Here is a 26,520-nt window from a genome sequence, read left to right on the forward strand (position 1 = left end):
ATTTCCACCGGTTTCCGGCCATAAGGCCGCTGTAGAGGCGAAATCATGAAGACCACCCTCGACTTGCCTCTTTTGCCATTGCGCGATGTCGTCGTCTATCCGCACATGGTCATCCCACTGTTCGTGGGGCGTGAGAAGTCTATCGAAGCCCTTGAGGCGGCGATGACGGGCGAGAAGCAGATCCTGCTGCTGGCCCAGAAAAACCCTGCCGATGACGATCCAGGCGAAGACGCCCTGTATCGGGTCGGTACCGTCGCTACCGTATTGCAATTGCTGAAGCTGCCCGATGGCACTGTCAAGGTGTTGGTCGAGGGCGAGCAGCGCGGTGCGGTCGAGCGCTTCACCGAAGTAGAAGGGCACATCCGTGCCGAAGTTTCCCTGATCGATGAAACCGACGCCGCCGAGCGCGAGTCGGAAGTCTTCGTGCGCACGCTGCTCTCGCAATTCGAGCAGTACGTGCAATTGGGCAAGAAAGTGCCCGCCGAAGTGTTGTCGTCGCTGAACAGCATCGAAGAGCCTGGTCGCCTGGTCGATACCATGGCCGCGCACATGGCGTTGAAGATCGAGCAAAAGCAGGAAATCCTCGAGATCGTCGACCTGGCGACCCGAGTCGAGCACGTGCTGGCCCTGCTCGATGCCGAAATCGACCTTCTGCAGGTCGAGAAGCGAATCCGCGGCCGGGTCAAGAAACAGATGGAGCGCAGCCAGCGCGAGTACTACCTGAATGAGCAGATGAAGGCCATTCAGAAGGAACTTGGCGACGGTGACGAAGGCCATAACGAAGTCGAAGAGCTGAAAAAGCGCATCGAAGGCGCTGGCCTGCCGAAAGACGCCCTGGCCAAGGCCCAGGCCGAGCTGAACAAGCTCAAGCAGATGTCGCCGATGTCCGCCGAGGCCACCGTGGTGCGCTCGTACCTCGACTGGCTCGTGCAGGTGCCGTGGAAGGCCCAGAGCAAGGTGCGCCTGGACCTGGCCAAGGCCGAAGAGATCCTCGACGCCGACCACTATGGCCTGGAAGAGGTCAAGGAGCGGATCCTCGAGTACCTCGCCGTGCAGAAACGGGTGAAGAAGATCCGCGGCCCGGTGCTGTGCCTGGTCGGCCCGCCTGGCGTGGGCAAGACCTCGCTGGCCGAGTCGATCGCTGCCGCGACCAACCGCAAGTTCGTGCGCATGGCCCTGGGCGGCGTGCGTGACGAGGCCGAGATTCGGGGGCACCGTCGTACCTACATCGGTTCGATGCCTGGCCGCCTGATCCAGAAGATGACCAAGGTGGGTGTACGCAACCCGCTGTTCCTGCTCGACGAGATCGACAAGATGGGCAGCGACATGCGTGGCGACCCGGCCTCGGCGCTGCTGGAAGTGCTCGACCCAGAGCAGAACCACAATTTCAACGACCACTACCTGGAAGTCGACTACGACCTCTCGGACGTGATGTTCCTGTGCACCTCGAACTCGATGAACATTCCGCCGGCGCTGCTGGACCGGATGGAAGTCATCCGCCTGCCGGGTTACACCGAAGACGAGAAGATCAACATCGCGGTCAAGTACCTGACGCCCAAGCAGGTCAAGGCCAACGGCCTGAAGGTCGAAGAGCTGGAGATCGACGTCTCGGCGATTCGCGACATCATCCGTTACTACACCCGCGAAGCAGGTGTGCGTGGCCTGGAGCGCCAGATTGCCAAGGTCTGCCGCAAGGTGGTCAAGGAACATACCGGGCAGAAGCAGGTCAAGGTCAAGGTCACCGGTGAGCAGCTCGAGCACCTGCTCGGCGTGCGCAAGTTCCGCTACGGCCTGGCCGAGCAGCAGGACCAGATCGGTCAGGTCACCGGCCTTGCCTGGACCCAGGTGGGCGGCGAATTGCTGACCATCGAGTCGGTGGTCATCCCCGGCAAGGGCCAGCTGATCAAGACCGGCTCGCTGGGCGATGTCATGGTCGAGTCGATCACTGCCGCGCAAACCGTGGTCCGCAGCCGTGCCCGCAGCCTGGGTATTGCCGCCGATTTCCACGAGAAGCACGACGTGCATATCCACATGCCCGAGGGCGCCACGCCGAAGGACGGCCCGAGCGCGGGTATCGGCATGTGTACCGCGCTGGTGTCGGCGCTGACGCAGATTCCGGTGCGTGCCGACGTGGCAATGACCGGTGAAATCACCCTGCGTGGTCAGGTATTGGCCATCGGCGGTTTGAAGGAAAAACTGCTGGCTGCACACCGTGGCGGGATCAAGACGGTGATCATTCCTGAGGAAAATGTTCGCGATCTGAAGGAAATTCCGGAAAATATCAAACAGGATCTGCAGATCAAACCGGTCAAATGGATTGACGAAGTCCTCCAAATTGCGCTGCAATACGCCCCGGAGCCCTTGCCAGATGTGGCTCCGGAGATTGTCGCGAAAGATGACAAACGCGACGGCGATGCCAAGGAAAGAATTAGCACGCATTAGTAGTTTTTGGCCGGGGGGCTTTCCTTGACAGTTTTTTCGGGGCCTTGCTATAAAGCGGCACGCTATTGTCAAGCTGCCACCCGGCGCACGTTTCATAAGCTTTTCATTACATACTTAGAAACAAACTCAATAGAGAAATAAGGGGACTTAGAGTGAACAAGTCGGAACTGATTGACGCTATCGCTGTATCGGCTGACATTTCCAAGGCTGCCGCCGGCAAAGCTCTGGACGCTGTGATCGACTCCGTGACTGGCGCCCTGAAAGCAGGCGACGACGTCGTTCTGGTTGGCTTCGGTACCTTCTCGGTCAAAGAGCGCGCCGAGCGCACCGGCCGCAACCCGCAAACCGGCAAGGCGATCAAGATCGCAGCTGCCAAGGTTCCAGGCTTCAAGGCTGGCAAAGGCCTGAAAGACGCCGTCAACTAAGTCGTCTCTTTCAGCCGGGCCCGGCTTGGCCAGGTCCGAGCACGCTGATGGCGGGCCGCAAACGTTCCCGCCTGACACGTTTGCTAAGAAAAGGCGCATCCTCGGATGCGCCTTTCTTTTATCAGGATTCTACCCACGCTCCGCGGTTGTCGACGCAGTGGTACAGCCGTTTCTGGGGGACGCATGCTGCAAAATATCAGGGACAATTCACAAGGTTGGATTGCCAAGACCATCATCGGCCTCATCGTCGTGTTGATGGCGTTGACCGGTTTCGAAGCCATTTTCAAGGCCGCCACCCACAGCCAGGACGCGGCTAAGGTGAACGGCGACACCATCAGCCAGAATGAGCTGAGCCAGGCTGCCGACATGCAGCGCCGTCAGCTGATGCAACAGTTGGGCAAGGATTTCGACCCAGCGGTGCTGGATGACAAGCGCCTGCGCGACGCTGCGCTCAAAGGTCTGATCGATCGCAAACTGCTGCTGCAGGGTGCCAAAGACGCCAAGTTCGCCTTCTCTGAGGCCGCGCTGGACCAAGTGATTTTGCAGACGCCGGAATTTCAGGTCGATGGCAAGTTCAGTGCCGATCGTTTCGATCAGGTTATCCGCCAGCTGGGTTATGGCCGCATGCAGTTCCGCGACATGCTCGCGGAAGAGATGCTGATCGGCCAGCTGCGTACCGGTATCGCTGGCAGCAGCTTCGTCACCGACCAGCAGGTTGACGCCTTTGCCCGTTTGGAAAACCAGACCCGCGATTTCGCTTCCCTGACCTTCAAGGCCGACCCGGCCGCAGTCAAGGTCAGCGATGACGAGGTCAAGGCGCATTACGACCAGCACGCCAAAGAGTTCATGACCCCTGACCAGGTGGTCATCGACTACATCGAGCTGAAGAAGTCGGCGTTCTTCGACCAGGTCAAGGTCACCGACGACGAGCTCAAGGCCCAATACGAGAAGGAAGTTGCCAACCTCGCCGAACAGCGTCGTGCCGCGCATATCCTCATCGAGGTCAACGACAAGGTCACCGACGCCCAGGCCAAGGCCAAGGCCGAAGAGATCGAACAGCGCCTGGCCAAGGGCGAAGACTTCGCCAAGCTGGCCAAGGAGTTCTCCCAGGACCCAGGTTCTGCCAGCAATGGCGGTGATCTCGGCTTCGCAGGCCCAGGCGTGTATGACCCGGCCTTCGAAGACGCGCTGTACAAGCTCAACGACGGTCAGGTATCGGCCCCGGTACGTACCGAGTTCGGCTACCACCTGATCAAGCTGCTGGGCAAGCAAGCGCCGGAAATACCGAGTTTCGCCAGCCTGAAGGACAAGCTGACCCGCGACTTGAAGACCCCTCTGGTCGAGCAGCGTTACGTCGACGCCAGCAAGCAGCTGCAGGATGCTGCCTACGAGGCTTCCGACCTGGCCCAGCCGGCTCAGGACCTGAACCTCAAGGTGCAGACTTCCGCGCCGTTCGGCCGCGAAGGCGGCGAGGGCATCACCGCCAACCGTGGCGTGATTCAGGCGGCGTTCTCCGAAGAGGTGATGGATGAAGGTGCCAACAGCACCGCCATCGAACTCGACCCGGAAACCACCGTCGTGCTGCGCGTCAAGGAACACCGCAAGCCGGAGCAACTGCCGCTGGAAGCCGTGGCCAAGAACATCAGCGAACACCTGGCCAAGGAGAAGGCAACTGCCGAACTCAAGGCCAAGGCGGACAAGCTGATTGCCGGCCTGCGTGACGGTTCCATCGCTGCTGCTGGTGCGCACGACGGTCAGCAGTGGAAGGCTCACGAAGCAGTGACCCGTGGTCAGGACGGTATCGATCCGGCCGAGCTGCAGGCGCTGTTCCGCCTGGCCAAGCCGCAAGCCAAGGACAAGCCGGTGTACGGCAGCGTGGTCCTGGCCGACGGCAGCCTGGTCGTGCTGCAGCTCAAGGGCGTCAACGAAGGTGCCGCCGCCAGCGATGACGAGAAGCAGCAGATCCGCCGCTACCTCGCATCGCGTGCAGGGCAGCAAGACTTTGCAGCCTACCGCAAGCAACTGGAAGGCACTGCCGACATCACCCGTTACTGAGTGATGGTTGCATGACAAAACAGGCCGCCTTGTGCGGCCTGTTTCTTTTCTGTCGTCCTGTACCGGCCCTTTCGCGGGCAAGCCCAACAGGTACGGCACCGCTCTTGAAAGCTGTGCCGTACCTGTGGGGCTTGTCCGCGAAGAGGCCCGCACAGGCAACTCAAGGCCTAGCGCTTGACTCCCTCATAGTTGTCCAGCGTATCCCGCGCAATCTCCCGCCCCAGCGCAATGAGTTCCGGCGCCTTGTAGAACTCGAAGAAGCGGCACACCCGCTTTGGCACGTTGATCAGCACATCCGGCGGATACCCGGCGATCTTGTACTGCGCCAGTGACGTCTGCATCACCTCGAAGCTCTGGTTGATCAGGTCGAGCAGCGAGGCCGGCCCGACGTTGTCGATGATGAACGAGCCGGTTGCTGACTTGGGCGCGCCTTCACCCTCGGGCGCTGCGGCGGGTTGCTGGGCCTCGGGGGCGGCCGTGTCGGCCAGCCACGGGTTGGGCGGTGCCAGCCCTTCGGCGACGATCTCCTGCTCGATGCGAATCAGCTCTTCGGCAGGCTTGCGCCGAAACGGCAGGCGCGAGCCCAGTGAGCTGAGCAGGGCATCGAAGCGCATCTTGAAAGCTGCCGGCCGCTCGATCACCGGCAGCTGGTATTGCTTCTGGTTGGTCGCGTTAAGGTTGACCGCGATGATCAAGTCACAGTGGCTGGACACCACCGGTACGATCGGCAGAGGGTTGAGAATGCCACCGTCGACCAGCATGCGATTGCCCTGCATCACCGGGGTGAAAAGGCTCGGTATCGCCGCCGAGGCACGCATGGCCTGATGCAGGCAGCCTTCCTGGAACCAGATTTCCTGCTGGTTGGTCAGGTCGGCCGCCACTGCCGTATAAGGGATGCGCAGCTGCTCGATGTTCATGTCGCCGACGATCTTGCGGATCTGGCCGAACACCTTGTCACCGCGGATGGCGCCAAGGCGGAAACTGACATCGACCAGGCGCAGTACGTCCAGGTAGTCCAGGCTTTCGATCCAGTTGCGGTATTCCTCCAGTTTGCCTGCCGCGTAGATACCGCCAATCACTGCGCCCATGGAGCAGCCAGCAATGCAGGCGATGTCGTAGCCGCGCCGTTCGATTTCCTCGATAACGCCGATATGGGCATACCCACGAGCGCCTCCCGATCCCAACACCAATGCCACGCGTTTGCTCATGAGCGATCCCCGGCTTGTGCCACCATGGTTCTACAATGCACTCATCGCTGCCTGTGCTTCAATCCAGACGGCGCTGAACTACGCTAAGCAAAGCATATCGAGCCGGGCACTTTTCAGTTGCACAGGCGTCGAACAGCCACTGTTTTTTGACCTTTGAGGTACTACCGATGAAAGCCTGGATCTGCCTTCCACTGATTGCCCTGGCCCTTGCAGGCTGCGCGGGCAAGACGGCCTACCGCGAAAGCTGCGCGACTCAGCTCGATGCCGCCTGGAAGGAGCTGGACCTGGCCAAGGCCGAGGGCTTCGCCGGCACTGTCAGCTATTCCAAGGCGCTGTCGTTGCTGACGGGTGCCAAGACGCAGCAGCAGTTCGAGGGGTACGAAGGGTGCACCCACAAGTCCGAGAAGGCCCGCTTCTACATTCGTGAGTCGCGCGCCGGGCGTTGATCAAGGAGTGTCACATGTCAGCCTTGCTCGATCATATCGTTGCCCAGTTGCTGACCTTGCAGGTGCGTCTGCTGGCCTGCCGTGAGCGCCTGGCTGCCAATACTGACAGCGAGGCGCTGCACGACTTGCGGACCAGCCTGCGGCGCCTGCGCAGCCTGTTGCGGCCGCTGCGGGGGCTGCCAGGAGTGGAGCAGCTGGAGGAGGCGGCGCGGTCGCTGGGGGCGCTGACCACGCCCCTGCGGGATCGAGAGGTGCTGGCTGCCGAGCTCATCGGGTGCGGCCATGCCGAAGCCGGGCAACGGCGCCTGGCAAGGTGGGACAGTGCATTCGCCAGTGTTGCCGCCAGCCCGCAGTTGACCCGGGTGCTGGCGATAGTCGATGTGTTCCCGCTGTTTCTGCGGGCAGCGGAGCGCGAGGGGCTGGCCAAGTCGCTGGTCAAGCGGGTCGACAAGCGCCTGGTCAAGCAATGGCACAAGCTGCATGAAGCCCTGCAGGACCCCGGCCATGATCGCCATCGTTTGCGCCTGCTGATCAAGCGGGTACGGTACGGCGACGAGGCTTATCCGCAGCTCGACCATGCCGGCAAGAAGCTGCAGCGTCTGTTGAAGAAGGCCCAGGGCGATCTGGGTGATTGGCATGACCGCCTGCAGTGGTTGCTGCAAGCCAAGGATCACCCGGACCTGGCGCCATGCAAGGAAAGCTGGGAGCGGCAACTGCGCGACGCAGAACGCAACGCCGACCTCACCCTCGATGCGCTGCAGGCCTCGCTCAAGCGACGTCAGCCCGGCAAATGACCGATATGCGGGCTGATCGGTCGGCGTTTGCTGGCTAGTATTGGCAAACCTTTCGCTGTAGGCAGGAGCCGGCCGATGAATTTCAACCAATTGCTCGACGCGGTGCGGGAAGAACCCGAGGCGCTCAGCATTCCGCCCAGCTGGGCCCAGGGGCGTGCCGTGTTCGGCGGCCTGATGGCGGCCATGGTTTATGAGCGTATGCGTCTGAAGCTCGCCGATGATCGCCCGGTGCGTTCGCTGGCCATCAGCTTCGTCAGCCCGGCGGCAGCGGATGTGCCCATCCGTTTCGAGGTAGAAGTGCTGCGTGAGGGCAAGGCAGTCAGCACCTTGCTGGGCCGCGCCATTCAGAATGGCCAGGTGGTGACGCTGGTGCAGGGCAATTTTGGTGCGGGCCGACCGTCGGTGATCAATGTTGCCGCTGCGCCCGCCGTGGCGATGACACCGCTCGAGCAAGCGGCTCCGGAGTTACCCTACATCAAGGGCGTCACTCCGGAGTTCATGCGCCATGTTGCGTTGCGCTGGACGGTCGGAGGCCTGCCGTTCAGTGGCAACCCGTCGCGCCACATGGGCGGCTGGGTGCGCCTGCGCGATGTTGCTGAAGAGCAGATCAACGAGGCGCACCTGTTGGCGCTGGTGGACGCCTGGCCACCGAGCCTGATGCCGTTTCTCAAGCAACCAGCCGCGGGCAGTACCTTGACCTGGACCATCGAATTCATCCAGCCGACGGCGAAACTGTCAACGCTGGACTGGTGCTATTACCGTGTCGAGACCGAACATGCGCGCGATGGCTACGGCCACGCGGCGGCAGCGTTGTGGAGTGCCGAAGGGGAGTTGCTGGCGCTGAGCCGGCAGACGGTCACGGTGTTCGCCTGATCATCAGTGCCGGTGCTTGTGCCGCTCGCGCCAGGCTCTCCACCAGGCGCCGCTGAGCACGAAGCGTGGAAAGGTGACGAACTGCTCGGTCAGCAGCCGCTGCACCGCGTCCTTGCGATTGGCGAACGGTTCAGGCTGCTCGGCTTCCAGGCGATGCCCTTGGCGCTGCAGGCCCAGGCCGGCAAACACGGCTATGACGCCGACGGCGATCTGGCCCAGGTCCAGGCCGAACAGGCCTGACAACACCAGTAGCGCACCGAGGATGAACAGCGGCACGGCAATCAGGTGCAACACCAGATTGGTCGGGTGCCGGTGATTGTGGTGGTAGCCACGCCATTGCCAGGCGTGCAGGTTGGGCAGTCGTTTGCTCATGGGCAGCTCCTCGCGCTTTTTCTTGCAGGCATGCCCAAAGCTTAGTGTGGCCCCGGTTACGGGGCCAATCGAGGCTGGCTATGGCGACTATAGCTTGAGCTGGCCAATGGCCTTGCTCAGCTCACCGGCCAGGGTCGCCAGGTGGCTGCTGGTGGTGGCCGAGTCGACGGTCTGCTGCACGGTCTCTTCGGTGACATCGCGGATGCTCACCACCGCGCGGTTCATCTCTTCGGCCACTTGGCTTTGCTGCTCCGCAGCGACGGCAATCTGTGTATTGCTCTCGCGCATCTGGGCAACCGCGCCGGTAATTTCGGCCAACGCCGCGCCAGCCTCCTGCGCCTGGCGGACGCAGTCGTCGGCCTTGTACGAACTCTCCTGCATGAACTCCACGGCGTCACGGGTGCCAGCCTGCAGGTCGGCGACCATGCGGGTGATTTCGTCAGTGGAGGTCTGCACGCGCTTGGCCAGGTTGCGCACCTCGTCGGCAACCACGGCAAATCCACGGCCCAGGTCACCTGCGCGGGCGGCTTCGATGGCGGCGTTGAGTGCCAGCAGGTTGGTCTGCTCGGCGATACTGTGAATGACCCCGACCACGCTGTTGATCTTCTGGCTGTCGTCGGCGAGCTGACGAATCATCTCGGCGGTTTGCTGAACGCCACTGGAGAGCCCGGAGATCGAGTCCTGCACCCGGCTGACCACGTCCTTGCCACTGCCGGCCAGGGTGTCGGCGGTCTGCGACAAGTCACGGGTGGCGCCTGCATGCTGGGCAATGTGGTGCACAGTGGCCGACATTTCATTGATTGCCGTGGCCGCCTGGTCGGTCTCACTCTGTTGGCCGAGCATGCCATGGCGCACTTCGCTCATGCTTGCGGCCAGGCGCGCGGCACCGGAATCCAGCTGCGCCGCAGTCTGGGCGACGGTGCTGACCACGCGGTGGTAGGTGGCCTGCATGGCATTGAAGGCACCGGCCATCTGGCCGACTTCGTCGCCACAGGCCAGCGGCACGCGGGCCGACAGGTCGCCGGTCTTTTCCACGTGCAGCATCACGTCCTTGAGGGTGTTGAGCTGGCTGAGCAGGAAGCGGATCAGCAGCTGCGATGCGCCGAGCATCGCGAGCATCAGGATAAGTACGCAGAAGGCGTAGTTGCTGAAGCGGTCTAAGAACACCTGGCGAAGGCTTGGCGCTACGGCCAGTACGGCCAGTTGCTGCGAACCATGGCGCAGCACCTGAGCGCCGCGCAGCGGGTTGTCGCCGAGTATCCAGGCCGCCGGCAAGGCTACCCAGCCTTGGGCAGTGGTCAGGGCTTCGAGGCCTTCACCCGCATAAGACGGGGTCTGCCCGGGCTGCCAGGTGATCAGGTTGGCTTGGCGCGGCAGGGCCTGACCGGTAGGCCAGGCCGCCAGCAGTTCGGCCTGGGCTTGCGCCTGGGCTTGCGCAGCCTCGGCACGGGCGCGTTGCTCAAGGTGCACCGCATAGAGCACCAGCAGCAATGTCGTGACAAAGGCCACCGCGTTGACGGCCCAGAATTTGTACTTCAGGGAAATATTGCTAAGCCAGGCACCCATGGGCAGGTCTTCTCTGAGTTGAGCGGAAACATTATTGGCAAGGTGCCATCATTGTGCCCGCGCACTCGAGAAACGTTCATGACATGCGTCAAGGAAGCTGGAAGAAGGCTTTGGCCGTGGCAGTGGTGTGTTGGGCGCAGTGCTCGATGCGCTCGTTGCGATGCAGCGCCACTTCACGCAACACCTCGGTGAGGAATGCCGGCTCATTGCGGCCGTTTTTCGGCTTTGGCCGCAGGCTGCGTGGTAGCAGGTAGGGCGCGTCGCTCTCCAGCATCAGCCGGCCTTCGGCGATGTTGCCCACCAGCGGATGCAGGTGGGTGCCGCGACGCTCGTCGCAGATCCAGCCGGTGATGCCGATGTGCAGGTCCATGTCCAGGTAGGCGAACAAGGCTTCGCGCGCGCCGGTAAAGCAATGCACCACGGCAGCCGGTAGGTGGTCGCGGTAATCCTTGAGGATGGCCAGCAGGCGCTCGCTGGCATCGCGCTCATGCAGAAACACCGGCAAGCGCAGTTCCGCCGCCAGGGCCAGCTGGGCTTCCAGGGCCTTTTCCTGGAGCGGGCGAGGGGAGAAGTCACGGTTGAAATCCAGCCCGCATTCACCCACGGCCCGCACCCGGGATTCAGCCAGCAGCTGGCGCAGATTCCGCTCGCTGTCGCCATCCCATGACTTGGCATCGTGTGGGTGCACGCCAGCCGTGGCGAACAGGTGCTGGCCGTCGCCATCGAGCTGCTGACACAGCTCCAGCGCCTGCTCGCTGACCTCCAGGCTGGTGCCGGTCAGGACCATTTGTAGCACGCCGGCTTCGATGGCGCGCTCGACGATGGCGGCCTGCTGGTCGTGAAAACTGCTGTTGGTCAGGTTGACGCCGATATCGATCAGTTGCATGGTGCTACCTCGTGCCGCGGGGCGGCCAGCATAGCAAAAAGCGTGATATTCGGAAAAAACCAAGAACTTCAGGTAGTTGTCGTGGTCTTCTAGCGTCATTTCTTACGACCGCACGTTCCGCCATGGCTGCTGCCCACCGACCACGGACACGATTTCGCATGCTGCGATACCTGCTGACCCTGATGCTGATGCTCGGGCTGACCGCGGTCGGTCAGGCCTACGCACGGCTGCCAGGGCCACAGCAGCACGTGCCGGTGAACAGTGCCCGAGACTTGCAGCAGATCCGCAGCACCAAGGTGCTGCGGGTGCTGGTCAACCAGAGCCGCAACAGCTCCGGTGAGATCAAGGGTGAACCGGTGGGTATCGAGTATTACCGCCTGCGTGGCCTCGAGCATTACCTCAATGCCCGGGCCGGTGATGGCCAGCAGATCAGCCTGAAGATCATTCCACGGGCCAAGGAGCAGCTGCTGGGTGCCCTGCAGCGCGGTGAAGGTGACCTGGCCGCACCAGGCGAGCTGCTCGACCCGGCCCTGACCGGCGGGGTCAACAGCAGTGCGCCAGTGCTCGACCAGGTGCCGCTGCTGCTGGTCGGGCGCAAGGGGGAGCGCAGCTATACCCGCGCCGAACAGCTCTCCGGCCGTACGGTGGCATTGACCAGCGCCAGCGCGGCAGGGGCGGTGATACAGCAGCTCAATCAGCAGCTGGCGCTGCGTAAACGGGCGCCGATCAAGATCGAATGGGTTGATGCGACGTTGGCGGTGGAAGACGTGCTGGAGATGGTCCAGGCCGGCATCTATCCGTTGACCATGGTGGAGCGCCCGATCGCCCAGCGCTGGGCCAGGGTCATGCCGAACCTGCGCCTGGACACCCGCGTGCAACTGGGGCAGGCGCAGGCCATGCGGTGGTATGTGCGGCGTGATGCGACGATGCTGTTGGCCACGGTTGATCGCTTTCTCCAGGGGTATCATGCGCCGGAAAACCAGGATGCGGCCTTCGAACGCATCTACCGACGCCAGTACCGGGTACACAACCCGTTGGCTGGCAAAGACCGGCAGCGCCTGAACTCACTGCGCCCGGTATTGCAGAAGCATGCCGAGGCGCAGCAGATCGACTGGCTGAACCTGGCGGCCCTGGCCTTCAAGGAATCCACCCTGAACCCTGCGGCACGCGGCAGCGGCGGGGCGCACGGCCTGATGCAGATCACCCCGTCGGCTGCGCAACGGGTGGGGGTCAGCGACACTGGCTCGGTCGATGGCAATGTCCAGGCCAGTGCGCGCTACCTGGCGCTGATCCGCCGCAAGTTCTTCGCCAGCCCGCAGATCAACGAGCGCGAGCGCATGGCGTTTGTGCTGGCGGCCTACAACCTCGGCCCGGAGCGGGTCCAGGCCATGCGCGCCGAGGCCCGCAAGCGCGGCCTCAATGGTAACCAATGGTTCTTCCAGACCGAGCGCATCGCCATGGAGCAGGTCGGCATGGGGCCGGTCAATTTCGTCAACAGCGTCAACAAGTACTTCCTGGCGTTCAGCCGCGAACGCACGGCGCTGGAACGTGTTGTCAGTCGTTGACCAAGCGCCAGCCGAACGCATTTCAGCCTGGGGCTTGCAGCTTGCGGCTGGTCGCTCTAGCATACCGCCTGCGCCGATTTAAACAGCTACTTGCGGGGCGCGGGACTGGCACGCTTTCCGGGTCGTCCGAAATACCGCTAAAGCGCTGGTTCGGTGACGCCTCCCACCGCTGCCCAGCGGGATTCGCGAGGCGGAGAGAAACTCCATGAGTTGTCCACGTACCAGTGTCTGTTTGAGCCCGTTGCCTGCCGGCCAGGCTTCCCGTACACCGCGCATTCTGCTCGGTGGCCAGCATCAACCAACGCTTTTGCGCCAACTTGAAGGCTTGTCGCGCCGCAAGGGGCAGGCCCGCGCTTTTCTCATCCAGTTCGCCGAAGACGCATGCCGCCTGGAGCAGTTCGGCAACGATCGCTTCGACCTGGCGGTGATCCAGGCGCCAACCCGCGAGGACGCGGCCGAAGTGATTGGCCAGCTGACCCGCATCGCGCGCCAGGGCCTGATTACCCGACGCTGAGGAGCGCGCCGTTGAGCACCAACATCATCACCACGGAAGGTCACGAGGCCCTCAAGAAGGAGCTGGATCATCTGTGGCGGGTGTACCGCCCGGAAATCACCCAGAAAGTGGCCTGGGCCGCTTCGCTCGGCGATCGCAGCGAGAACGCCGACTACCAGTACAACAAGAAGTTGCTGCGCGAAATCGACCGTCGGGTCCGCTATCTGCGCAAGCGCCTCGAGGATGTGAAGGTGGTCGCCTACTCGCCGCAGCAGGAAGGCAAGGTCTTCTTCGGTGCCTGGGTCGAAATCGAAAACGATGACGGCGAGACCAAGAAGTTTCGTATTGTCGGGTATGACGAGATCTATGGCCGTAACGACTATATCTCGATCGACTCGCCGATGGCCCGGGCCCTGCTCAAGAAAGAGGAGGGCGACGAAGTGCTGGTGAATACTCCCACCGGTCAAGCAACCTGGTACGTGAACAGCATCCACTACGGGCAATGAATCAATATCGCCTGCGCCGGCCTCTTCGCGGGTAAATCCGCTCCCACAGCGATTGCACAACTTTCAGACTGGTGATGTACCTGTGGGAGCGGCTCTAGCCGCGAAGCGGCCAGCACAGGCGCTGTCAACTTTCCCGTAGTACCGCCAGTGGGCTGGCATTCAGCGCTCGTCGAGTGCCTAAAACACCTGCGCCGCCCACCAGCATCGCCCCGATCAGCGGCAACAGCAGCAGCCACGGATGCGGGCTCCACTGCAAGTCGAACGCATAACGATACAGCACCAGGGTAATCAGCTCGCACCCCAGCGCCGCCAAGGCACCACTGGCCGCCCCGAGCAAACCGAACTCGATGCGCCGCGCCTTGACCAACAAGGGGCGCGCGGCGCCCAGTGCTCGCAGCAAGGCACCTTGGCGAATCCGCTCGTCCAACGTTGCCTGCAACCCGGCGAACAATACGGCAAGCCCTGCCGCCAGCACGAACAGCAACACATACTCGACCGCCAGGGTGACCTGGGCGAGGATGCTGCGCAGCTGCTCGAGCAAGGCATCGACCTGCAGGATGGTCACTGCCGGGAACGCCCGCGACAGCGCCACCACGTCCAGATCATGGCCGGGGGCGAGGTAGAAGCTGGTCAGGTACGTGGTTGGCAGCCCCTGCAGGGTGCCCGGCTGGAAGATCATGTAGAAGTTCGGCTGAAAGCTGTCCCAGTGCACGCTGCGCAGGCTGCTGACGCGCGCCTGGCGCTGCTCGCCACCAATGTCGAACGTCAGCAGGTCGCCCAGTTGCAGCTTCAGGCTGGCAGCCAGTTCGGCCTCGACCGACACGCCGGGAGTTTCGTCGCTGGCAGGCAAGGCTTGCCACCAGTTGCCTGCGCTCAGCACATTGCCTACGGGCAGGTCGGCAGCCCAGGTCAGGCTGAGGTCGCGTTGTACCGCCCGCTCGCCGGCGGAATCCTTGCTGACGACCTGCTGCACCGGTTGATCGTTGATCTGAATCAGCCGGCCCGGTGTCACCGGATATAGCGGTGCCGAACTGGCGTTTACCTCGTGCAGGCGCTGGGCGAACGGTTCGCGGTCGGTGGGCAGGATGTTCAGGGCAAAGTGGTTGGGTGCGTCCTTGGGCAGTTGTGCCTGCCAGTTGTCGAGCAGTTCTGCCCGCAACAGCGCCACCACTGCCATTGCCAGGAGGATCAGGCCAAATGCCAGGGCTTGCCCGGCAGCGGCCATGGGGTGGCGCAGCAACTGGCCAAGGCCCAGGCGCCAGGCCAGTGGCGCGCCGGCGAGTGCCTTGCGCAAGCTCTGCAAACCGAGCAACAGCAGCCCGCCCAGCAGCAGTGCGGCGACCAGGCCACCGCCGAGCAGGGCGAAGGTCAGTAGCAGGTCGAGGCTCAGGCGCCACATGATCAGGCCCAGGGCGAGCAGGGCGGCGCCATACACCAGCCAACTGCTCGGTGGCACGGGCAGCAGATCACGGCGCAGCACGCGCAGCGGTGGCACCTGGCCGAGCGCCGCCAGCGGCGGCAAGGCAAAACCGGCCAGGGCGACCAGGCCGGTGGCGATGCCGGCCAGTGCCGGAAGCATGCCCCCGGCCGGCACTTCGCTGGGCAACAGGCCATGCAGCAGGCGGAACAGGCCCAGTTGCGCCAGCCAGCCGAGCAGGGCGCCAGCCAGTGCGGCGACCAGCCCGAGCATCGCCAGTTGCAGGCAATACAGCCCCAAGGCCTGGTGCCGCGACAGCCCCAGGCAGCGCAGTAAGGCGCTGGCATCCAGGCGCCGCGCAGCGTAGCGGCTGGCGGACAGCGCCACGGCGACGCCTGCCAGCAGCACGGCCACCAGGCTAGCCATGTTCAGGTAGCGCTCGGCTTTGCCCAGGGCGCCACCGATCTGGCGGTTGCCATCGCGGGTGTCGAGCAGGCGCTGGTTGGCAGCAAGGTGCTTTGCCACGTTCTTGTGGTATTGCACGACGGCTTCGGCATCGCCGCGCCAGAGGTCGCGGTAGGTGACCCGGCTGCCGGGCTGAACGACCCCGGTCGCTTGCAGGTCGGCCAGGTTCATCATCAGCCGGGGCGTCAGGCTATAGAAGTTGTTGGCGCGGTCCGGCTCGTAAGTCAGCACCCGGCTCATGCGCAAGGTCTTCATGCCGACGTCGATGCGGTCGCCGACTTTCAGCCCCAGCGCCGCAAGCAGGCGAGGTTCGACCCAGGCTTCTCCAGGGGCCGGGCCGCCTCCAGGGGTTTCCTCGGCATACGGGGCTGCGGCACTGCGTACCTGCCCGCGCAATGGGTAGGCGCCATCGACCGCCTTGATGCTGGAAAGCTGGATGCCGGCATCGCCGCCCACCACGCTGGTGAATTCGACGACCTGGGCATGCCGCAGGCCCAGCGCCTGGCCAGCGCTGAGCTGTTCTTCACGGGCAGCCGTGCTGCCTTGCAGTACCAGGTCGGCGCCGAGGAATTCGCTGGCGCGCAGTTGCATCGCGCCATTCAGGCGGGCGCCGAAATAACCGATGGCGGTACTGGCGGCGACGGCCACCAGCAAGGCAAAGAACAGCACCCGCACTTCGCTGGCGCGGATGTCGCGCAGCAGCTGGCGCAGGGCCAGGCCGCACAGGCGAGACAGTGGCATGTGCTTCATCAGGCCTCCACCTGCGCCACCAGGCGGCCTGCGTCCAGGCGGATCTGGCGGCGGCAGCGCCGGGCCAGGCGCTCGTCATGGGTGACCAGCACCAGGGTGGTGCCGCGCTCCTTGTTCAGCTCGAACAGCAGGTCGCTGATGCGCTCGCCGGTGTGGCTGTCGAGGTTGCCGGTAGGTTCGTCGGCGAACAGCACTGCCGGTTGTGCGGCGAAGGCGCGAGCGATGGCGACACGCTGTTGCTCGCCACCGGAAAGCTGGCGTGGGGTGTGGGCCAGGCGCTTGCCCAGGCCAACCCGCTCCAGCAGGGTGCGGGCATGCTCGCGGGCGTCGCGCCGACCGTCCAGCTCCAGCGGCAACATCACGTTCTCCAGGGCATTGAGGCTGTCGAGCAGCTGGAACGATTGAAAGACGAAACCGACATGCTCGGCGCGTACCCTGGCGCGTTGGTCTTCGTCCAGCGGGCCGAGGTCGTGCCCGGCGAGAATGACCTGGCCGGCGCTGGGACGATCGAGGCCGGCGAGCAACCCGAGCAGGGTCGACTTGCCCGAGCCGGAGGCACCGACGATGGCCAGGCTGTCGCCCTGGGCGAGGTCGAGGGAAAGAGCGTGGAGGATGGTCAGGTCACCTTCCGCGCTGGGGACCACTTTGCTAAGGTTCTGCGCAACGAGAATGCTGGGGCCCATGGAGAATCCGATGCGAATGTGGTGGTTGAGTGCCGGTCTGGCCCTGTATTGCCTGGCCCAGAGCGCGGCGGCGGGAACATTGCTGGTCGTCGGCGATAGTATCAGCGCCGGTTTTGGCCTGGATACCCGCCAGGGTTGGGTCTCTTTGTTGCAGACCCGGCTCAAGGACGAAGGTTTCGACGATCAGGTGGTCAACGCGTCGATCAGTGGCGACACCAGTGCAGGCGGCCAGGCCCGGCTGCCGGCGCTGCTTGCAGCGCACAAGCCGAGCTTGGTTGTGCTGGAACTGGGAGGTAACGATGGCCTGCGCGGTCAGCCTCCGCAGCAATTGCAACAAAATCTTGCCTCGATGATCGAGAGTGCCCGCCAGGCGGGGGCCAAGGTGCTGCTGCTGGGCATGCGCCTGCCACCGAACTATGGCGTGCGCTATACCACGGCCTTCGCCAACGTCTATGAACAGCTGGCGACGGAAAAGCAGGTGGCGCTTGTGCCGTTCTTCCTCGAAGGGGTTGGCGGTGTGCCGGGAATGATGCAGGCCGACGGCATCCATCCGGCACAGGCTGCCCAGCAGCGGTTGCTGGAAAATGCCTGGCCCAAGATAAAACCCTTGCTGTGACGCTTTAAACGGGGCCGGCTTTCGGCTAATGTTGCGCCCCCCGTTTCGAGAGCCCCCGATGCCGCGCCCTGCCTGGTCCTTGTTTGCCTATCAACTGATCGAGCCTGATGAGCAGCTCGACCTGTTCGCTTGCCAGGAAATCCGCGTCCACCTCGTGGCCCGTCAGCTCGAACTCGGCGTGCCGGTCGACCGCACCTTGTGCGGTGGCCTGCTGCCGGCGCAACCGCGCTGGTCCGGTGTATCGCGCAGCATTTACCGTGACGGACGCCTGTGCGACCTCTGCCGGGCGATCCTCGATGCCCAGCGCCGCGGCATGCGGCCGGTCTGGCCCGAACTCTGAGGTGAATGGCAGGTACGAAATTGCGCGCACCTTTCATCATCTGAAACGCACGTAAGACGCCAATGCCTCCCGCTTGCAGCGAGGCGGGTGTACAATCGTGCTTCTTGACTACCTTTCGAAGGATTTACCGGATGTTGCCGCGCTTTCCCGCCGTCACCCGTTGCCTGTCCCTGGCCGCCCTGCTGGTAGCGGGCCCCGCTGCTGCGCTGGAACTGCCACTGCCACCACCCGGTGAAGACGTCGTTGGCCAGGTCCAGACGATCAAGGCCAAGTACGAAGACACCTTTGCCGACATCGGCACTGCCAACGACCTCGGCTACCTGGAAATGATCGCTGCCAACCCGGGTGTCGACCCGTGGCTGCCGGGCGCTGGTACCGAAATCATCCTGCCGACCCGCTATATCCTGCCGCCGGGCCCGCGTGAAGGCATCGTAATCAACCTGGCCGAGTACCGTATGTACTACTACCCGAAAGGGCAGAACGTGGTGCATACCTTCCCGCTGGGCATCGGGCGCGAAGGCTGGGGTTCCCCGGTGGCCATGACCAAGATCACCGCGAAGACGCCGAACCCGACCTGGACGCCTCCCGCGTCGATCCGTGCCGAGCACGCCGCAGACGGTGACATCCTGCCGACCGTGGTGCCGGCCGGCCCTGACAACCCGCTGGGGCCGTTCAAGTTCACCCTGGGTGTGCCGGGCTACCTCATCCATGGTTCGAACAAGAAGTTCGGTATCGGCATGCGCACCAGCCATGGCTGCTTCCGCATGCTCAACAACAACGTGCTGGAACTGTCGAAGATGGTCCCGGTGGGCACGCCGGTGCGCATCATCAACGAGCCTTACAAGTTCGGCATCAGTGGCGGCAAGGTTTATCTCGAGGCCCATACGCCGCTGGACGATCACGGCAACCCGTCCGTGGTCGACAAGCACACGGCAGTCATCAATGCCTTGCTCAAGCGTGAAGACCTGGCCAACAACCTGCGCATGAACTGGGACATGGTACGTGACGTGGTGGCCGCAGAAGACGGCATGCCGGTGGAAATTGCCGTACCGGTCAATAACCAGGGCGCCGCACCGATGGTGTCGAGCATCCCGCCCGAACTGCAGTAACGCTTTTGTAACACCTTCGGGCCCGCTCGGGTTTACAGCCTGATGCGGGCCTTTTGGTTTGCGCTGGAGGCCTTTCCTTCGGGCAATAAAAAAGCCGACCCACAAGTGGGTCGGCTCCATAACAATCCGTGAGGATTATTACTTGCGGCTGGCTTTGTCCAGCATACGCAGAGCGCGCTCGTTGGCTTCGTCAGCAGTCTGCTGAGCCTTCTGAGCGGCTGCCAGTGCGTCGTCAGCCTTACGGTAGGCTTCGTCAGCACGAGCCTGAGCGCGAGCTGCTGCGTCTTCAGTCGCAGTCAGACGAGCTTCGGTTTCTTTGGATACGCTGCTGCAACCGGTAGCCAGAACTGCGGCCAGAGCCAGAGCAGAGAATTTCAGAACGTTGTTCATCGTGTTCCCCTTCAAGGACTTTCTATTAAATAGCCATCTCTCGGAAAAGAGAAACTGGCCGGCGTACATAGTACCCATTACTTGTAGTAAGTAAACTGACAGAGCGCAAGAACTGCAAAAAAAATGTTGCTATGGGTCACGCCGACAAGATTTGCCGGGGTTTTGTGAAAAAACCGTACAGCCGGTGCAAGCGATTGTGCTGCAGGAACTTTTTTGCTGAACTAGCGGTGACTTTAACTGTCTCTCAGCGTCTTAAGCACAACAACATCCGGTTGCTGTTCAGGGCGTGATTGCTGTTGCAGGGTGTGCAAGCTCCAGGCGTGGCCTGCTGCTACTTTTTAACGCTGACCACCTTGAGCAACCCCGCTTGCGGCGCCTACTATTTGTGAGTGCCCGACCCGGTCGAACAATTGCTGTCGGCGGATGGTCCAAGGGGCATGAGGTGGCGTTGAGGTTCCTCCGCCGGATAAACCACACGGTTAAGGTAAGGGTCTGCCAGAAAGGCCTGCGAGGAGTAGTGATGAGTGAAGCGCTGACCATCCACCATGACCAGGCCGGTCATCAGTTCGAAACCAACGTGGACGGTCATCGTGCCTACCTGACCTACATGGACCTGGGCAAGCAGACACTGGACATCTATCGCACTTTTGTTCCCAACGCTCTGCGTGGCCGCGGGATCGCAGCAGCGTTGACCGAGAAAGCCCTCGAGTATGCAGACCAGATGGGCTACACGGTGATTCCTTCCTGCTCGTATGTGGAGCGCTACATGGAGCGCCAGCAGCGCCATTCGAGCAAGGCCTGAACGGGCAAGCGACAGCTGTTACAAAAACGCCGGGCAATGCCCGGCGTTTTTCATCGCGCTTGACTCAACCGCGCTTGCGTTGTGGCAGCACGTCCTTGAGCTTGGCGTGCATGCTGCGCAGGGTTTTTTCAGTAGTCGACCAGTCGATGCAGGCATCGGTGATCGACACACCGTACTGCAGTTCGTCGAGGTTTTTCGGGATCGACTGGCAGCCCCAGTTCAGGTGGCTCTCGACCATCAGGCCGATGATCGACTGGTTGCCTTCGAGGATCTGGTTGGCGACGTTCTCCATGACCAGTGGCTGCAGGGCCGGGTCCTTGTTGGAGTTGGCGTGGCTGCAGTCGACCATGATATTGGCCTTGATCCTGGCCTTGGCCAGATCCTGTTCGCACAGGGCGACACTGACCGAATCGTAGTTGGGCTTGCCATTGCCGCCACGCAGCACCACGTGGCCATAAGGGTTGCCCTTGGTGGTCACGATCGATACGCCACCTTCCTGGTTGATACCGAGGAAGCGGTGCGGTTTGGACACCGACTGCAGAGCGTTGATGGCCACGGTCAAACCGCCATCGGTGCCGTTCTTGAAGCCGACCGCCGATGACAGGCCCGAGGCCATCTCGCGGTGGGTTTGCGATTCGGTGGTGCGGGCGCCGATGGCCGACCAGCTGATCAGGTCCTGCAGGTACTGCGGCGAGATCGGGTCGAGCGCTTCGGTAGCGGTCGGCAGGCCCATTTCGGCCAAGTCCAGCAGCAACTGGCGGCCAATGTGCAGGCCGTCCTGGATCTTGAACGAGTCATCCAGGTATGGATCGTTGATCAGGCCTTTCCAGCCAACGGTGGTGCGTGGCTTTTCAAAGTACACGCGCATGACCAGGTACAGCGTGTCGGACACTTCCTCGGCCAGCACCTTCAGGCGCTCGGCATATTCGTGAGCGGCCTTGATGTCATGGATGGAGCATGGGCCGACTACCACGAACAGGCGATGGTCCTTGCCGTCCAGGATATTGCGCACAACTTCGCGGCCGGCAGTCACAGTCTGCAGGGCCTTGGCGCTGAGGGGGATCTCCTTCTTGAGCTGATCGGGGGTGATCAAGGTCTCGTTGGAGGCAACGTTAAGGTCGTCGATCGGTAAATCAGCCATCGTGTTACTCGTCAGGTCACGGGTGCCGGCCGCCAGCAATCCCCGTGCGGCCCAGCAGCAATAATGTTCGCAGCGGGGAGCCGAACCTTAGCGCGTTACAGGGGGCGCGACAATGGGATTTGGTACGTGTTGACACTTGTGTGTCCTCGAAAGGCCCAGATGGGTGTAAAAAAGCGAACCAACCTACTCAGGAGATTTCCATGGCTTCTCGCAAACCACGCATCGGCATCATTGGCAGCGGTGCTATCGGTGGCTTCTATGGGCTGATGCTGGCGCGCGCTGGTTTCGATGTGCATTTTCTGCTGCGCAGCGAATATGACGTGGTCCGCGAACAGGGCTTGACCCTGGAGCATGCCGTGCATGGCGTGGTGCAGATGCCGGTCAGCGCCTACACCAGTGCTGCCGACATGCCGCCCTGCGACTGGCTGCTGGTGGGTGCCAAGTCAACCAGCAATGTCGAGCTCGCACCGCTGATCATCCAGGCCGCCACAGCCGATGCCAAGGTGGTGCTGTTGCAGAATGGCCTGGGCGTGGAAGAGCAGTTGAGGGTGGCCTTGCCGGGTAACCTGCACCTGCTCGGCGGCTTGTGTTTCATCTGCGTCAACCGCCAGGCCCCGGGGGTGATCCGCCACCAGGCGCTGGGTGCGGTCAACCTCGGTTACCACAGTGGGCCGGCCGAAGATGGCGGTGCGGCGATCGTGGCGGCGGGCGCCGCGCTGTTCCGCGCGGCGGGCGTCGAATCCCAGCCGATGGCCAACCTGGCTCAGGCGCGCTGGCAGAAACTGGTATGGAACGTGCCGTACAACGGCCTTTCGGTTTTGTTGGGGGCCAGCACCGCGCCGCTGATGGCCGCTGACGAGAGTCGCGACCTGATCCAGGCGCTAATGGCTGAAGTGGTGCAAGGCGCTGCCGCGTGCGGGTATGAACTGCCGGCGGGCTATGCTGAGCAACTGTTCCGCATGACCGAGCAGATGCCTGATTACTGGCCGAGCATGTACCACGACCATGCCCAGCAACGCCCGCTGGAACTGCAGGCGATCTATGCCGAGCCGATTGCCCGTGCAGGGGCGGCCGGCTGCAGTCTGCCGCGGATGCAAATGTTGTATCAGGCCCTGGCCTTCATCGACCGCGCCAACCGAGCTGGCTGATGCTCTGCAGGCCGCATCGGCAGTGCGCCGGACGGCAGAGCGCGGGTCCGGTGCACTGCTAAGCTGAAGCTTGCTCTGCCGTCACGGCAGTCGAGGAGGTCGAATGATCCGCTCCATGCTGTACGCCACCGACCTCGGTGTCTACGCGCCTTTTGTCATGCAGCACGCCCTGACCCTGGCTCGGGCCTTCAACGCAGAACTCTATGTGATTCACGCGGTGGAGCCCATGGGCCAGTTCGCTGAGTCGCTGCTGCAGAGTTACCTCGATGAGCAGACGCTGGATGCATTGCACAGTGAAGGCGTCAACACGGTGATGGCCAATATCGAACAGCGGGTGTTGGAGAACTTTCGTGACGAATTGGGCGAGGACGCTGACTTGGCGCTGATCAGGGCAGTGCGGGTGCGTCAGGGTGACCCGGCACAGGTCATCCTCGACCAGGCGCAGCGGCTGAGTGTCGACCTGTTGATCTTCGGCAGCCACAGTGCCGGTGCCGGGGTGGATGTGCCGATTGGGCGGACGGCGGTGCGTCTGCTGCAACTGTCGCCGGTGCCGGTGTACATGGTGCCGCTCTCGCAGCACTTAGGGCGTAGGAAATCGTGAAGCTGGCTGTAGTCTGTTTCGGAGGCGCGTGTAACAAAATAGTTCTAGTTTTATTTCGAGAACCACTAATATAGTTATATCTCGTCGCTGCCTGCTGCCGCTGACTTACCGCTGATTCGAGGGAAACCTATGAAGCTTCAACAACTGCGCTACATCTGGGAAGTGGCGCACCATGACCTCAACGTCTCCGCGACGGCGCAGAGCCTGTATACCTCGCAGCCGGGCATCAGCAAGCAGATCCGCCTGCTCGAGGACGAACTGGGTGTTGAAGTCTTTGCCCGCAGCGGCAAGCACCTGACCCGGGTGACACCGGCCGGTGAGCGCATCATCAACACCGCTGGTGAGATCTTGCGCAAGGTCGAGAGCATCAAGCAGATCGCCCAGGAATTCTCCAACGAGAAGAAGGGCACTCTGTCCATCGCGACCACCCACACCCAGGCCCGCTATGCGCTGCCGCCGGTGATCAGCAGCTTCATCAAGCAGTACCCGGAAGTCGCCCTGCACATGCACCAGGGCTCACCGATGCAGATCGCGGAAATGGCCGCCGACGGCACCGTCGATTTCGCCATTGCCACCGAGGCGCTGGAGTTGTTCGGCGACCTGATCATGATGCCGTGCTACAAGTGGAACCGTTGCGTGGTCGTACCGCAAGGTCACCCGCTGACCAAGCTGCCGAAGCTGACCCTGGAGGCGGTTGCCGAATACCCGATCGTCACCTATGTATTCGGTTTCACCGGCCGTTCGAAGCTGGACGAAGCCTTCAATCACCGTGGCCTGACGCCGAAGGTGGTGTTCACTGCGGCTGACGCCGACGTGATCAAGACTTATGTGCGCCTTGGGCTGGGCGTGGGCATCGTGGCCAAAATGGCGGTCGACACCAAGCTCGACAGCGACCTGGTGGCATTGGATGCCAGCGAGCTGTTCGAAGCCAGCATCACTAAGATCGGCTTCCGTCGTGGCACCTTCCTGCGCGGCTTCATGTGCGACTTCATCGAGAAGTTCGCGCCGCACCTGACCCGTGAAGTGATGGCCAAGGCCATCCAGTGCCACAACAAGCAGGAACTCGAAGAGCTGTTCGAAGGCGTCGAACTGCCGGTGCACTGAGTGCATCAGGCATGAAAAAACCGGCCCAACGGCCGGTTTTTCTTTACCTGTGAATCAGGCCTTGCTGATCAGGTTGCCGGCATGCAGCCCGCATTCCTTCTGGGTCGACTCTTCCCACCACCAGCGGCCTTCGCGCTCGTGCTGGTTTGGCAGCACCGGGCGCGTGCACGGCTCGCAACCGATGCTGATGAAGCCGCGCTCATGCAGGCTGTTGTACGGCAATTCAAGCATGCGGATGTAACCCCACACTTCCTCGCTGGTCATCTGCGCCAGTGGGTTGAACTTGTAGAGGGGACGTTCAGGCGTGGAGAAGGCGCCGTCGATTTCCAGTGCTGCCACCTGGCTGCGGGTACCCGGGCTCTGGTCACGGCGCTGACCGGTGGCCCAGGCGCTGACGGTGGCAAGTTTGCGCCGCAGCGGTTCGATCTTGCGGATGCCACAGCATTCGCCGTGGCCATCCTTGTAGAAGCTGAACAGGCCTTTTTCCTTGACGAACGGGTCGAGCCTGGCGCGATCCGGGCTGAGGATTTCGATCGGCAGGTTGTAATGCTCGCGCACCTGGTCGATGAAGCGGTAGGTCTCCGGATGCAGGCGGCCGGTATCGAGGCTGAACACCTTGACCTGCTTGTTCAGCTTCCAGGCCATGTCGACCAGCACCACATCCTCGGCGCCGCTGAAGGAGATCCACAGGTCATCGCCAAAGTGCTCGAAGGCGAGCTTGAGGATGTCCTGCGGGGACTTGTTGGCATAGGTCGCGGCCAGGGCGGCGACGTCGAAGGGTTGGCTCATCAGGCGGTTTCCATCTTGGCTGTGGCGCTGTGCGCTCGTAATGGAGTGATGGTAACAAAAAATGGCCGGGCAGACGCCTGGCGAGAGCCTCAAAGGCTCTGCAGCGTTTCCATCAGTACCCGCACCTTGGCAATCGATTCCTCGTATTCGGCCTGCCAGTTCGAGTCGGCTACCACTGCGCCGCCGCCCCAGCAACTGACCTGGCCATCCTTGACCAGCAAGCTGCGAATGGCGATGGAGCTGTCCATCTCGCCGCGCACGTCCATGTACAGCAGCGAGCCGCAGTACAGTGCGCGGCGTGTCGGTTCCAGCTCGTCGATGATCTGCATGGCGCGGATTTTCGGTGCGCCGGTGATCGAACCACCCGGGAAGCTGTCGCCGATCAGGTCCAGGGCGTCCTTGTCGCGGGCCAGCCGGCCGGTGACGCTACTGACCAGGTGATGAACGTTGGGGTAGCTTTCCAGGCTGAACAGCTCCGGCACCTTCACCGAGCCGATTTCGCACGTGCGGCCCAGGTCGTTGCGCAGCAAGTCGACGATCATCAGGTTTTCCGAACGGTCCTTGGCGCTGTGGCGCAGCTCCTCGGCATTGCTGGCGTCCTCGGCGGGGTCGGCCGAGCGCGGGCGGGTGCCCTTGATCGGGCGGGTTTCCACCTGGCCTTGGCTGACGCGGATGAAGCGTTCCGGGGAGAAGCTCAGCAGGGCACTGCCATCAGCCAGTTGTTGGTAACCGGAAAATGGCGTCGGGCAGGCTTTGCGCAGGGCCTGGTAGGCTTGCCACGGGTCACCCTGGCAAGGGGCGCGGAAGCGCTGGGTGAGGTTGATCTGGTAGCAGTCGCCTGCCTGGATGTAGCGCTGCACCTGGTCGAAGGCGGCCTGGTACTGTTCGGGCTGCAAGTCGCCCCGCATTGGGGCAAGCAGTTGGAAATCGCCGCACATCGAAGTGTCGACAGCCTCGAACAGTGCCGTCAGGCGAGCCCGCTCTTCAGGCGCCAGGCTCGGGTGGAACACCAGTTGGCTGGTGCCAAGCTGGTGGTCGGTCAGCAGTGCCCAGGCGTACAGGCCCAGTTGTGCCTCGGGCAACGCCAGGTCGTCGCTCGCAAGGCAGGGCAGCTGCTCCAGGCGGCGGCCGAAGTCATAGCTCAGGTAGCCGATCAGGCCGCCGCCGAAGGGCAGTTCGATGCCGGCGGGCAGCTGTGCTTCACCCAGTTGTGCCAGGCTGGCACGCAGGCGTTCGAGGAAGGCGCGGCCATCCTCGTCGGGCTGGGCCTGCAGGTGTTGCACGGGCCAGGCGCTGAGCAGGTCGAAGCGGCCGCGTTCGGCACCGGGGCGGGCGCTGTCGAGCAGGATCGCGCCGGGGGCCTGGCGCAGGCGGGCGAAATAGGCAGCGGGGTCGGGCTGATAGGGCAGGGGGTGAAGCGTACAGGTCGGCATCAGTGTGGACGGCGATGTAAAAGCGAGGAGGGCGATTGTAGACCTGTGCAGGAAATGCGCCTAGCCCTGTGGGGGCGGGTTTACCCGCGAAGAAAGCGGCG

The 26,520-nt window shown here is 62.8% G+C and carries 26 protein-coding genes; 16 read left to right on the top strand and 10 right to left on the bottom strand.

What is annotated here, in order from left to right; translation table 11 throughout:
* Positions 1 to 45 precede the first annotated feature (45 nt).
* The 3 genes from lon (at position 46) to CQW31_RS21025 (ending at position 4,922) form a co-directional block, all read left to right on the top strand.
* Positions 46 to 2,442: an endopeptidase La gene (gene lon, locus CQW31_RS21015; RefSeq protein WP_099815310.1), complete on the top strand. Its 2,397-nt coding sequence runs from the start codon at positions 46 to 48 to the stop codon at positions 2,440 to 2,442.
* 152 nt (positions 2,443 to 2,594) lie between these two features.
* On the top strand, positions 2,595 to 2,867 hold the full coding sequence (gene hupB, locus CQW31_RS21020) for a nucleoid-associated protein HU-beta (protein ID WP_054883552.1): 273 nt from the start codon (positions 2,595 to 2,597) through the stop codon (positions 2,865 to 2,867).
* A gap of 183 nt (positions 2,868 to 3,050) precedes the next feature.
* Complete coding sequence (locus tag CQW31_RS21025; protein WP_099815311.1) at positions 3,051 to 4,922, top strand: SurA N-terminal domain-containing protein; 1,872 nt, start codon at positions 3,051 to 3,053, stop codon at positions 4,920 to 4,922.
* Between the two features lie 167 nt (positions 4,923 to 5,089).
* Here CQW31_RS21025 and CQW31_RS21030 read toward each other — a convergent pair whose 3' ends face one another.
* Complete coding sequence (locus CQW31_RS21030; protein ID WP_099815312.1) at positions 5,090 to 6,130, bottom strand: patatin-like phospholipase family protein; 1,041 nt, start codon at positions 6,128 to 6,130, stop codon at positions 5,090 to 5,092.
* Between the two features lie 167 nt (positions 6,131 to 6,297).
* Between CQW31_RS21030 and CQW31_RS21035 the strand changes: the two genes are divergently transcribed.
* The 3 genes from CQW31_RS21035 (at position 6,298) to CQW31_RS21045 (ending at position 8,243) form a co-directional block, all read left to right on the top strand.
* Positions 6,298 to 6,576: a hypothetical protein gene (locus tag CQW31_RS21035; RefSeq protein ID WP_054883555.1), complete on the top strand. Its 279-nt coding sequence runs from the start codon at positions 6,298 to 6,300 to the stop codon at positions 6,574 to 6,576.
* A gap of 14 nt (positions 6,577 to 6,590) precedes the next feature.
* Positions 6,591 to 7,370: a CHAD domain-containing protein gene (locus tag CQW31_RS21040; RefSeq protein WP_099815313.1), complete on the top strand. Its 780-nt coding sequence runs from the start codon at positions 6,591 to 6,593 to the stop codon at positions 7,368 to 7,370.
* 75 nt (positions 7,371 to 7,445) lie between these two features.
* Positions 7,446 to 8,243 (top strand): acyl-CoA thioesterase II, encoded by a 798-nt coding sequence (locus tag CQW31_RS21045; RefSeq protein ID WP_099815314.1) that lies wholly within the window; start codon positions 7,446 to 7,448, stop codon positions 8,241 to 8,243.
* A 3-nt stretch (positions 8,244 to 8,246) separates the two neighbouring features.
* Here the strand turns inward: CQW31_RS21045 and CQW31_RS21050 are convergent, their stop codons facing one another.
* The 3 genes from CQW31_RS21050 to CQW31_RS21060 form a co-directional block, all read right to left on the bottom strand.
* The gene (locus tag CQW31_RS21050) at positions 8,247 to 8,615 is read right to left on the bottom strand and encodes an Mpo1-like protein (RefSeq protein WP_099815315.1); all 369 of its coding nucleotides are present in this window, start codon (positions 8,613 to 8,615) and stop codon (positions 8,247 to 8,249) included.
* 87 nt (positions 8,616 to 8,702) lie between these two features.
* A complete protein-coding gene (locus tag CQW31_RS21055; protein ID WP_054883559.1) occupies positions 8,703 to 10,181 on the bottom strand; it encodes a methyl-accepting chemotaxis protein in 1,479 nt (492 codons plus the stop codon).
* A gap of 88 nt (positions 10,182 to 10,269) precedes the next feature.
* The gene (locus CQW31_RS21060) at positions 10,270 to 11,067 is read right to left on the bottom strand and encodes a TatD family hydrolase (RefSeq protein ID WP_099815316.1); all 798 of its coding nucleotides are present in this window, start codon (positions 11,065 to 11,067) and stop codon (positions 10,270 to 10,272) included.
* Positions 11,068 to 11,225: 158 nt separating this feature from the next.
* On the opposite strand from CQW31_RS21060, the gene CQW31_RS21065 reads away from it, so the two are divergent.
* The 3 genes from CQW31_RS21065 (at position 11,226) to greB (ending at position 13,631) form a co-directional block, all read left to right on the top strand.
* Positions 11,226 to 12,632 (top strand): transglycosylase SLT domain-containing protein, encoded by a 1,407-nt coding sequence (locus tag CQW31_RS21065; protein WP_099815317.1) that lies wholly within the window; start codon positions 11,226 to 11,228, stop codon positions 12,630 to 12,632.
* Between the two features lie 205 nt (positions 12,633 to 12,837).
* Positions 12,838 to 13,146, top strand: a complete 309-nt coding sequence (locus tag CQW31_RS21070; protein ID WP_054883562.1) for a hypothetical protein — start codon at positions 12,838 to 12,840, stop codon at positions 13,144 to 13,146.
* 11 nt (positions 13,147 to 13,157) lie between these two features.
* A complete protein-coding gene (gene greB / locus CQW31_RS21075) occupies positions 13,158 to 13,631 on the top strand; it encodes a transcription elongation factor GreB (RefSeq protein WP_054883563.1) in 474 nt (157 codons plus the stop codon).
* Positions 13,632 to 13,755: 124 nt separating this feature from the next.
* Here greB and CQW31_RS21080 read toward each other — a convergent pair whose 3' ends face one another.
* Both CQW31_RS21080 and CQW31_RS21085 read right to left on the bottom strand, forming a co-directional pair.
* Positions 13,756 to 16,263: an ABC transporter permease gene (locus tag CQW31_RS21080; protein ID WP_099815318.1), complete on the bottom strand. Its 2,508-nt coding sequence runs from the start codon at positions 16,261 to 16,263 to the stop codon at positions 13,756 to 13,758.
* Complete coding sequence (locus CQW31_RS21085; RefSeq protein ID WP_054883565.1) at positions 16,263 to 16,946, bottom strand: ABC transporter ATP-binding protein; 684 nt, start codon at positions 16,944 to 16,946, stop codon at positions 16,263 to 16,265. Before CQW31_RS21085 ends, CQW31_RS21080 begins: the two co-directional genes overlap by 1 nt.
* A 10-nt stretch (positions 16,947 to 16,956) precedes the next feature.
* Between CQW31_RS21085 and CQW31_RS21090 the strand changes: the two genes are divergently transcribed.
* From CQW31_RS21090 to CQW31_RS21100, 3 genes are all read left to right on the top strand, one after another.
* Positions 16,957 to 17,562 carry an arylesterase gene (locus CQW31_RS21090; RefSeq protein ID WP_054883566.1) on the top strand — a complete coding sequence of 202 codons (606 nt, stop codon included), beginning with the start codon at positions 16,957 to 16,959 and terminating at the stop codon, positions 17,560 to 17,562.
* 58 nt (positions 17,563 to 17,620) lie between these two features.
* Entirely contained in the window at positions 17,621 to 17,902 is a 282-nt protein-coding gene (locus tag CQW31_RS21095; protein ID WP_054883567.1) for a hypothetical protein, read from the top strand.
* A 131-nt stretch (positions 17,903 to 18,033) separates the two neighbouring features.
* Positions 18,034 to 19,011 (top strand): L,D-transpeptidase family protein, encoded by a 978-nt coding sequence (locus tag CQW31_RS21100; protein WP_054883568.1) that lies wholly within the window; start codon positions 18,034 to 18,036, stop codon positions 19,009 to 19,011.
* 138 nt (positions 19,012 to 19,149) lie between these two features.
* Here CQW31_RS21100 and oprI read toward each other — a convergent pair whose 3' ends face one another.
* On the bottom strand, positions 19,150 to 19,401 hold the full coding sequence (gene oprI, locus CQW31_RS21105; RefSeq protein WP_003259780.1) for an outer membrane lipoprotei OprI: 252 nt from the start codon (positions 19,399 to 19,401) through the stop codon (positions 19,150 to 19,152).
* A gap of 520 nt (positions 19,402 to 19,921) precedes the next feature.
* Here oprI and CQW31_RS21110 point away from each other — a divergent pair.
* Complete coding sequence (locus tag CQW31_RS21110; protein ID WP_008095521.1) at positions 19,922 to 20,203, top strand: GNAT family N-acetyltransferase; 282 nt, start codon at positions 19,922 to 19,924, stop codon at positions 20,201 to 20,203.
* A gap of 64 nt (positions 20,204 to 20,267) precedes the next feature.
* On the opposite strand, the gene CQW31_RS21115 is transcribed toward CQW31_RS21110, so the two are convergent.
* Entirely contained in the window at positions 20,268 to 21,344 is a 1,077-nt protein-coding gene (locus CQW31_RS21115; RefSeq protein WP_054883569.1) for a 3-deoxy-7-phosphoheptulonate synthase, read from the bottom strand.
* A gap of 200 nt (positions 21,345 to 21,544) precedes the next feature.
* On the opposite strand from CQW31_RS21115, the gene CQW31_RS21120 reads away from it, so the two are divergent.
* The 3 genes from CQW31_RS21120 (at position 21,545) to cysB (ending at position 24,197) form a co-directional block, all read left to right on the top strand.
* Positions 21,545 to 22,492 carry a putative 2-dehydropantoate 2-reductase gene (locus CQW31_RS21120; RefSeq protein WP_099815319.1) on the top strand — a complete coding sequence of 316 codons (948 nt, stop codon included), beginning with the start codon at positions 21,545 to 21,547 and terminating at the stop codon, positions 22,490 to 22,492.
* A gap of 103 nt (positions 22,493 to 22,595) precedes the next feature.
* Positions 22,596 to 23,093 (top strand): universal stress protein, encoded by a 498-nt coding sequence (locus CQW31_RS21125; protein ID WP_054883571.1) that lies wholly within the window; start codon positions 22,596 to 22,598, stop codon positions 23,091 to 23,093.
* A 129-nt stretch (positions 23,094 to 23,222) separates the two neighbouring features.
* Entirely contained in the window at positions 23,223 to 24,197 is a 975-nt protein-coding gene (cysB, locus tag CQW31_RS21130; protein WP_027593928.1) for an HTH-type transcriptional regulator CysB, read from the top strand.
* Between the two features lie 54 nt (positions 24,198 to 24,251).
* On the opposite strand, the gene CQW31_RS21135 is transcribed toward cysB, so the two are convergent.
* On the bottom strand, positions 24,252 to 24,986 hold the full coding sequence (locus CQW31_RS21135; RefSeq protein WP_054883572.1) for a phosphoadenylyl-sulfate reductase: 735 nt from the start codon (positions 24,984 to 24,986) through the stop codon (positions 24,252 to 24,254).
* An 89-nt stretch (positions 24,987 to 25,075) separates the two neighbouring features.
* Positions 25,076 to 26,419: an aminodeoxychorismate synthase component I gene (gene pabB, locus CQW31_RS21140; RefSeq protein WP_099815320.1), complete on the bottom strand. Its 1,344-nt coding sequence runs from the start codon at positions 26,417 to 26,419 to the stop codon at positions 25,076 to 25,078.
* Positions 26,420 to 26,520 lie beyond the last annotated feature (101 nt).

It is taken from the genome of Pseudomonas sp. 382 (assembly GCF_002759075.1).
Lineage (GTDB): Bacteria > Pseudomonadota > Gammaproteobacteria > Pseudomonadales > Pseudomonadaceae > Aquipseudomonas > Aquipseudomonas vlassakiae.